General features: G+C 69.6%; 4 protein-coding genes. All 4 read right to left on the reverse strand.

All coding sequences use genetic code 11. The annotated features are described in order from the left end of the window. Positions 1-125 precede the first annotated feature (125 nt). Positions 126-1,208, reverse strand: a complete 1,083-nt coding sequence (mraY, locus tag PKH97_RS12760; protein WP_324387868.1) for a phospho-N-acetylmuramoyl-pentapeptide-transferase — start codon at positions 1,206-1,208, stop codon at positions 126-128. Continuing rightward, the gene (gene murF, locus PKH97_RS12765) at positions 1,205-2,623 is read right to left on the reverse strand and encodes a UDP-N-acetylmuramoyl-tripeptide--D-alanyl-D-alanine ligase (RefSeq protein ID WP_324387869.1); all 1,419 of its coding nucleotides are present in this window, start codon (positions 2,621-2,623) and stop codon (positions 1,205-1,207) included. Before murF ends, mraY begins: the two co-directional genes overlap by 4 nt. Further along, positions 2,620-4,152 carry a UDP-N-acetylmuramoyl-L-alanyl-D-glutamate--2,6-diaminopimelate ligase gene (locus PKH97_RS12770; protein WP_324387870.1) on the reverse strand — a complete coding sequence of 511 codons (1,533 nt, stop codon included), beginning with the start codon at positions 4,150-4,152 and terminating at the stop codon, positions 2,620-2,622. The genes murF and PKH97_RS12770 overlap by 4 nt, the downstream gene beginning before the upstream one ends. A 12-nt stretch (positions 4,153-4,164) precedes the next feature. Beyond that, positions 4,165-5,990, reverse strand: a 1,826-nt coding sequence (locus PKH97_RS12775) for a penicillin-binding protein 2 (RefSeq protein ID WP_324387871.1), incomplete at its 5' end; no start/stop codon positions are given.

Here is a 5,990-nt window from a genome sequence, read left to right on the forward strand (position 1 = left end):
CGCACCCCGCTCGGCGAGCGCATCGGCGGCCGCGAAGCCGCTGATGCCGAGGCCGGCGACGAGCACGCGCAGGCCGGACCAGGCCGCGTCCCGGTGGGTCAGGTCCGCGACGTCACGACGGGCCGTCATGCCCCACCCACGACCCATTCGGCATAGAACAGGCCCAGGCCAAGGGCCACGAAGAGCCCGGCGATGATCCAGAAGCGGATGACGATGGTGACTTCCTGCCAGCCCAACAACTCGAAATGATGTTGTAAGGGCGCCATCCGGAAGACCCGTTTACCGGTGGATTTGAAGGAGGCGACCTGGATGATCACCGACAAGGTGATGGTGACGAAGAGGCCACCCAAGACGATGATCAGCAGTTCGGTCCGGGACAGGATGGCCAGCCCGGCGAGCGCGCCACCGAGCGCGAGCGAGCCGGTATCACCCATGAAGATCTTGGCGGGCGCGGCATTCCACCACAGAAAGCCGAAGCACGCGCCCATCCCACCGGCCGCGACGACGGCCAGGTCGAGCGGGTCGCGCACGTCGTAGCACTTCAGGCCGGGCAGGCTCTGGCAGTTCTGGTTGCTCTGCCAGATCCCGACCAGCACATAGGCCGCGAACACCATGGTCGAGGCGCCGGTCGCCAGTCCGTCCAGGCCGTCGGTGAGGTTGACGCCATTGGAGGTGCCGGAGATCATCACATTGGCCCAGATGACGAAAAGCGCGATGCCGAGCAGCGGTGGACCGATGTCGAGATTGATCGGCGTGTCACGCACGAAAGAGATCGCGCTCGAGGCCGGAGTGAGCCCGCCGCTGTCGGGGAACCGGAGGGCGAGGACCGCGAAGATGATCGCCACGAGGGCCTGACCGGCGAGTTTCTGCTTGGAGCGCAGGCCGAGCGAGCGTTGGCGAGAGATCTTGATGTAGTCGTCGAGGAAGCCGACCAGGCCGAGGCCGGCCATCAGGAAGAGCACGAGCAGCCCGCTGGCCGACACCTGCCAGACGGTCAACGCGTGGGCCGCGAAATAGCCGATCAGGGTGGCGGCGATGATCACGGTGCCGCCCATCGTCGGCGTGCCGCGCTTGGTGTGGTGAGAGGTGGGGCCGTCGTCGCGGATGAACTGGCCATAGCCGCGCCGGACCAAGAACTTGATATAGGCGGGAGTTCCCAGCAGCCCGATGACGAGTGCCACAACGGCAGAGATGAGGACGGCCTTCACCGCGTCTGTTCCTCCTTGTCGGACGGCTGCGTGTCGCGCAGTCGGTCCCCCAGGAATCGTAGGCCCGCGCCATTGCTCGACTTGACCAGCACGATGTCGCCGGGACGGACGAGGGCAACCGCATCAGCGTATGCCGCTTCGGCATCCGCCGCATAACGAACCTCGGCCGCGCTCCCGGCGGCCTGGGCTCCGATGCCGATGGGTGCGGCGACCGGGTCGACGACCACCAGCGCGTCGACGCCGTGGGCGGCGACCAGGGCACCGACCTCGGCGTGCGCGGCATCGGACTCGACCCCGAGCTCGAGCATCGGGCCGAGGACGGCGATCCGTCGGCGCCCGGCGCCCATGGTTTCCAGCGCCGCCAGCGCGGCGGCCATCGACTCCGGATTGGCGTTGTAGGCGTCGTTGACGATAGTGACCCCGTCGGCGCGCTCGCTGACCTCCATCCGGTAGCGGCTGACCGGCCCCGCGGTCGCGAGCGAGGTCACGATGGCGGGAAGCGGCATACCGGCCTCGAGCGCGGCGGCGATGACCGCAAGGGCATTGCCGACCTGGTGGCGACCGGCGACGGCGAGCGTCACGTCGGCGGCCCCGGCCGGTGTGGTGACTCGGAAGCCGGCCCGGCCGGCGGGGTCCAGGGTGATGTCGTCCGCCCGCAGATCCGCGTCGGGCGCGGTGCCGACCAACTGGACCCGGGCGCGGGTCGCGTCGGCCATCGCGCGCACGGCGGGGTCGTCGGCATTGAGGATCGCCAGGCCGTCATCCGGCAAGGCGGCGACCAACTCCGACTTAGCGAGCGCGATCGCCTCCCGAGAACCGAACTCACCGACGTGCGCCGAGCCCACATTGAGCACGATCCCGATGCGCGGCGGCGCGATCTGGGTCAGGTAGGCGATGTGGCCGATGCCGCGGGCCCCCATCTCGACGACGAGGAAGCGCGTGGTCGGGGTGACCCGCGCGACGGTCAACGGGACGCCGACCTCGGAGTTGAACGAGCCGACCGGGGCGATGGTCTCGCCGGCGGTGGCGAGAACCTGCCCGAGCAGGTCCTTGGTCGAGGTCTTGCCCGACGACCCGGTGATGCCGGCGATGAGCAGCCCAGGCACGGCTTGCGCCAGGTGGCGGGCGAGAGCGACGAAGGCGGCCTGCTCGTCGGCGACGACCGCGCGCGGCAGGGGACCGGTGTCCTGGGTGACCAGGGCGGCCACGGCGCCGCCGGCCTGGGCGTTGGCGATGAAGCGATGGCCGTCGTTCTCGGCGCCGATGCGCGCGATATAGAGGCTGCCTGCGCGCGCCTCGCGCGAGTCGGTCACAACGGGACCGTCGACGACCAGCGTCTCGGCCGCCTCGGGAGCGATGCCGGCCACTTCGCCCCCGGTGACGGCAGCGATCTCGGCCAGGCTGAGGGGGATCACGCGCCACCTCCGCACCAAGCGTCGAGGGCGGCCTGCAACTCGACCCGGTCGTCGAAGGGATGCACCACGCCCGCGATGTCCTGGCCGCTCTCGTGGCCCTTGCCGACGACGGCCACGGCGCTTCCCGGTCCCCGTCGGATCGCCTCGGCGACCGCGGCGGAGATCGCCTCCCGGCGGTCGGGGATCTCGCTGATCTGCGCCGTCGAGTCCGCCGAGCGGGCGCCCGCAAGCACGGCGGCCCGGATCGCCGCCGGCTCCTCGGATCGGGGGTTGTCGTCGGTGACGATCACGAGCGCCGCCCCGTGGGCAGCGGCGGCCCCCATCGCCGCGCGCTTGGTGGTGTCGCGGTCGCCCCCGGCTCCGAGAACGACGACGATCGACCCGGCCGTATGCCCGCGCAGCGCCGCCAGCGCGGCGGCGACGGCCTCGGGGGTATGGGCATAGTCCACGACGGCGAGTGGGGCCGTCCCGCCGCCGGTCGGTGTGACGCGTTCCATCCGGCCCGGAACGTGCGGGTCGGTGCGCACCGCCGCCACGACGTCGTCGACATCGTGGCCCAGCTGCAACAGCACGAGGGCAGCGAGCGCGGTGTTAACCCGGTTGAAGTCCCCGGGCAGCGCCGAGCGCAGATCCAGCGTGGCGTCGGTGCCCGTCAGGGCGAAGGCAGCCGGATCATCGGGGTCCGCAATGATTCGCCAGTCGGCATCGGCTTCGGCGCCACCGGCGAGGGTGGTGACCGGGATGGGGGCGTCGGCCGCTAGCCGCCGGCCCCACTGGTCATCGACGCAGACGATGCCGTGGCGCGCCCGTTCCGGGGTGAAGAGCGACGCCTTCGCTTGGAAGTAGCGCTCCATGCTGCCGTGGTGGTCGAGATGGTCTTGCGAAAGGTTGGTGAAGACGGCCACGTCATAGACGACGCCGTCGACCCGGTGCAGGGTCAGCGCATGGCTGGACACCTCCATCACACAGGTCGCACAGCCGGCCTCGTGCATGGCGGCCAGCAGGGCATGCACCTCGGTCGATTCCGGGGTGGTCCGCTCGCTCTTGACCCGGGTGGGGCCGACGCGGGTCTCGACGGTCCCAACCAGGCCGACCTGCTGACCGAGCGCGCGCAGGGCGGAGTCGAGAAGATAGGCGGTCGTCGTCTTGCCATTGGTGCCGGTGATGCCGACCATTGCCAGCCCAGCGGGTGGGCTGGCATACACGCGGGCGGCGAGGCCACCGAGGACCGCGCGCGGATCGGGCACCACGAGCACCGGCAGGTCGACGCCCGCGCCCGTGATCACCTCCGCCCCCGTCGGATCCGTGAGGATCGCCACCGCGCCGGCAGCGGCGGCCCCGGCCGCGAAGGACGCGCCGTGGACATTGGCGCCGGGCAGCGCGGCATACAGATCGCCGGGGCGCACCGAACGAGAGTCGAGGGTGACGCCGGCAACGGCGACCGCGCTACCGGGCGCTGGAAGTCCTAGTTGGGTGGCGAGTTCGCCGAGGGCGACCGGTTGGGTGTGACTGGGGCGCAGGGTGACCATGCGTTGTGCCGCCTACCGGCGACCGTCCCGCAGGACTGCCGGGTCGTTCGCGTCGGGCGGGCTCGTCAGCTTCAGCGTCAGTTCCGGTGGCGTCGTGTCCCCCGGCGTCGGCGGAATGTCCAGCGAGGACAATGCATACGTCATGACGTCGTGGAAAACAGGGGCGGCCACCAGACCACCGTAGTAGGGCGAGGTCGGCTTCTGGACGATGACCGAGACCACGAGTTCCGGGTCCGCTGCCGGGGCATAGCCGATGAAGCTCGCCGTGTAGCCGCGGTAGTTGCCGACCTTGGCGTCGTAGTAGTTGGCCGTGCCGGTCTTGCCGGCAACGCGGTAGCCGTCGATCACGGCGGCCGGCGCGGTGCCTTCGGAGCCGACGACGCCCTCGAGCATCCGGCTCAGCTGGGTCGCGGTGTTCTTGGAGATGACGCGGTTCTGCTCGGGGGCCGGGGCGGCGACCATGGTCCCGGACGCGTTTTGGGTGGCCTTGATCAGGCTGGGGGCGATGTGCACCCCGCCATTGGCGATGGTCTGGTAGACCCCGGCGGCCTGGATCGCCGTGATCGAGAGGCCCTGTCCGAAGGCGACGGTGTAGCGCTGCGACCCACTCCAGTCACTGGACTTGGCGAGCAGACCGGAGCTCTCTCCTGGGAAGGAGACCGCACTCTTGGCGCCGAAGCCGAACTTGCGGAAATACTCCTCCAAGACCGCCGCCTTGAGGGTCTCGCTGACGAGGATGATGCCGGTGTTGCTCGACTGCGCGAGTGCCCCGGCGAAGGTGAGGTATTCGGTCGGGTGCGCGTGGCTGTCGCTGAAAGTGCGATCGGAGCGGTGCAGCGAGTAGGGCACGACCATCGGCGTGCTGGGGCTGACCTTGCCCTCCTCGAGCGCCGCCGCGGCCGTGACGACCTTGGCGGTCGAGCCGGGCTCGAAGACCTCCGAGAAGGCCAGGTTGTTCCACGACCCGACGCCCTTCGACAGATCATTGGGGTCGAAGGTCGGGTAGGACGCGAGGGCCAGGAGTTCGCCGGTCTTGGCGCTTTGCACCACGACGGTGCCGGAGGCGGCCTTGACCTCCTTGATCTTCTGGGCCAGGGCGTTCTGGGCATACCACTGCAGGTCGTTGCGAATGGTCAGTTGGACATCGTGGCCGTTGGTCGCGGCGGACTCCTTGGTGAAGCCCATCGGGAGCCGGATGCCGTCCTGACCGATCTCATACTTAAGTTCGCCGGGCGTGCCGCGCAACGTGGGGTTGAGATAGGCCTCCAGTCCGCTGACGCCGTCCTGGCCGGCATTGGTGATGCCGATCAGGCTCGCCGCGGTCGTCGCCTGGGGATAAGTTCGCTCCGAGGTCCGCACGCTGGTGATGCCGGGGATGCCGAGCTTGGCGACCTCGTTCCAGGTCAGCGGCGAGATGTTGTCGATGACGCGGGAGTACTGCCCCTTGACCGTCAGCTTGACCTTAAGCGTCGCGGGATCCATCCCGAGCAGTGGCGCGAGGTCGGCGACCGCCCCGTCGACCCCCACGACAGTCAGCTTCTTGGCTACCGTCTTTTGATATTTCGGTATGGCCGTGGGGTCGGCGATGACATCCCGCTTCTCGATGCTGGAGGCCAGGATCGTCCCGGTGGCATCGGTGATCGTGCCCCGCAGCGCTGGCAGCGTCTCATTGACCACCCGTAGTTTCTGGCCGGCTTCGGCCGTCCCGCCCGCATCGAGGCCCTGGATCCGCACCAGTTGCGCGCCGAAAAGGCTGAGCACGAAGAGCAGGCCGATCATCAGGCCCCGCGCCCGGCCCCGGGGGTTGGCGCCGGGATTGGTGCGCCTCGGCAGCCGCG

The sequence above is a fragment of the Nostocoides sp. genome (assembly GCF_035343835.1).
In the GTDB taxonomy this organism is placed as follows: domain Bacteria; phylum Actinomycetota; class Actinomycetes; order Actinomycetales; family Dermatophilaceae; genus Nostocoides_A; species Nostocoides_A vanveenii.

Coding starts and splice junctions, on each gene's coding strand:
- PKH97_RS12770 (WP_324387870.1), bottom strand. CDS start 4,152: ATGGTCACCCTGCGCCCCAGTCACACCCAACCGGTCGCCCTCGGCGAA.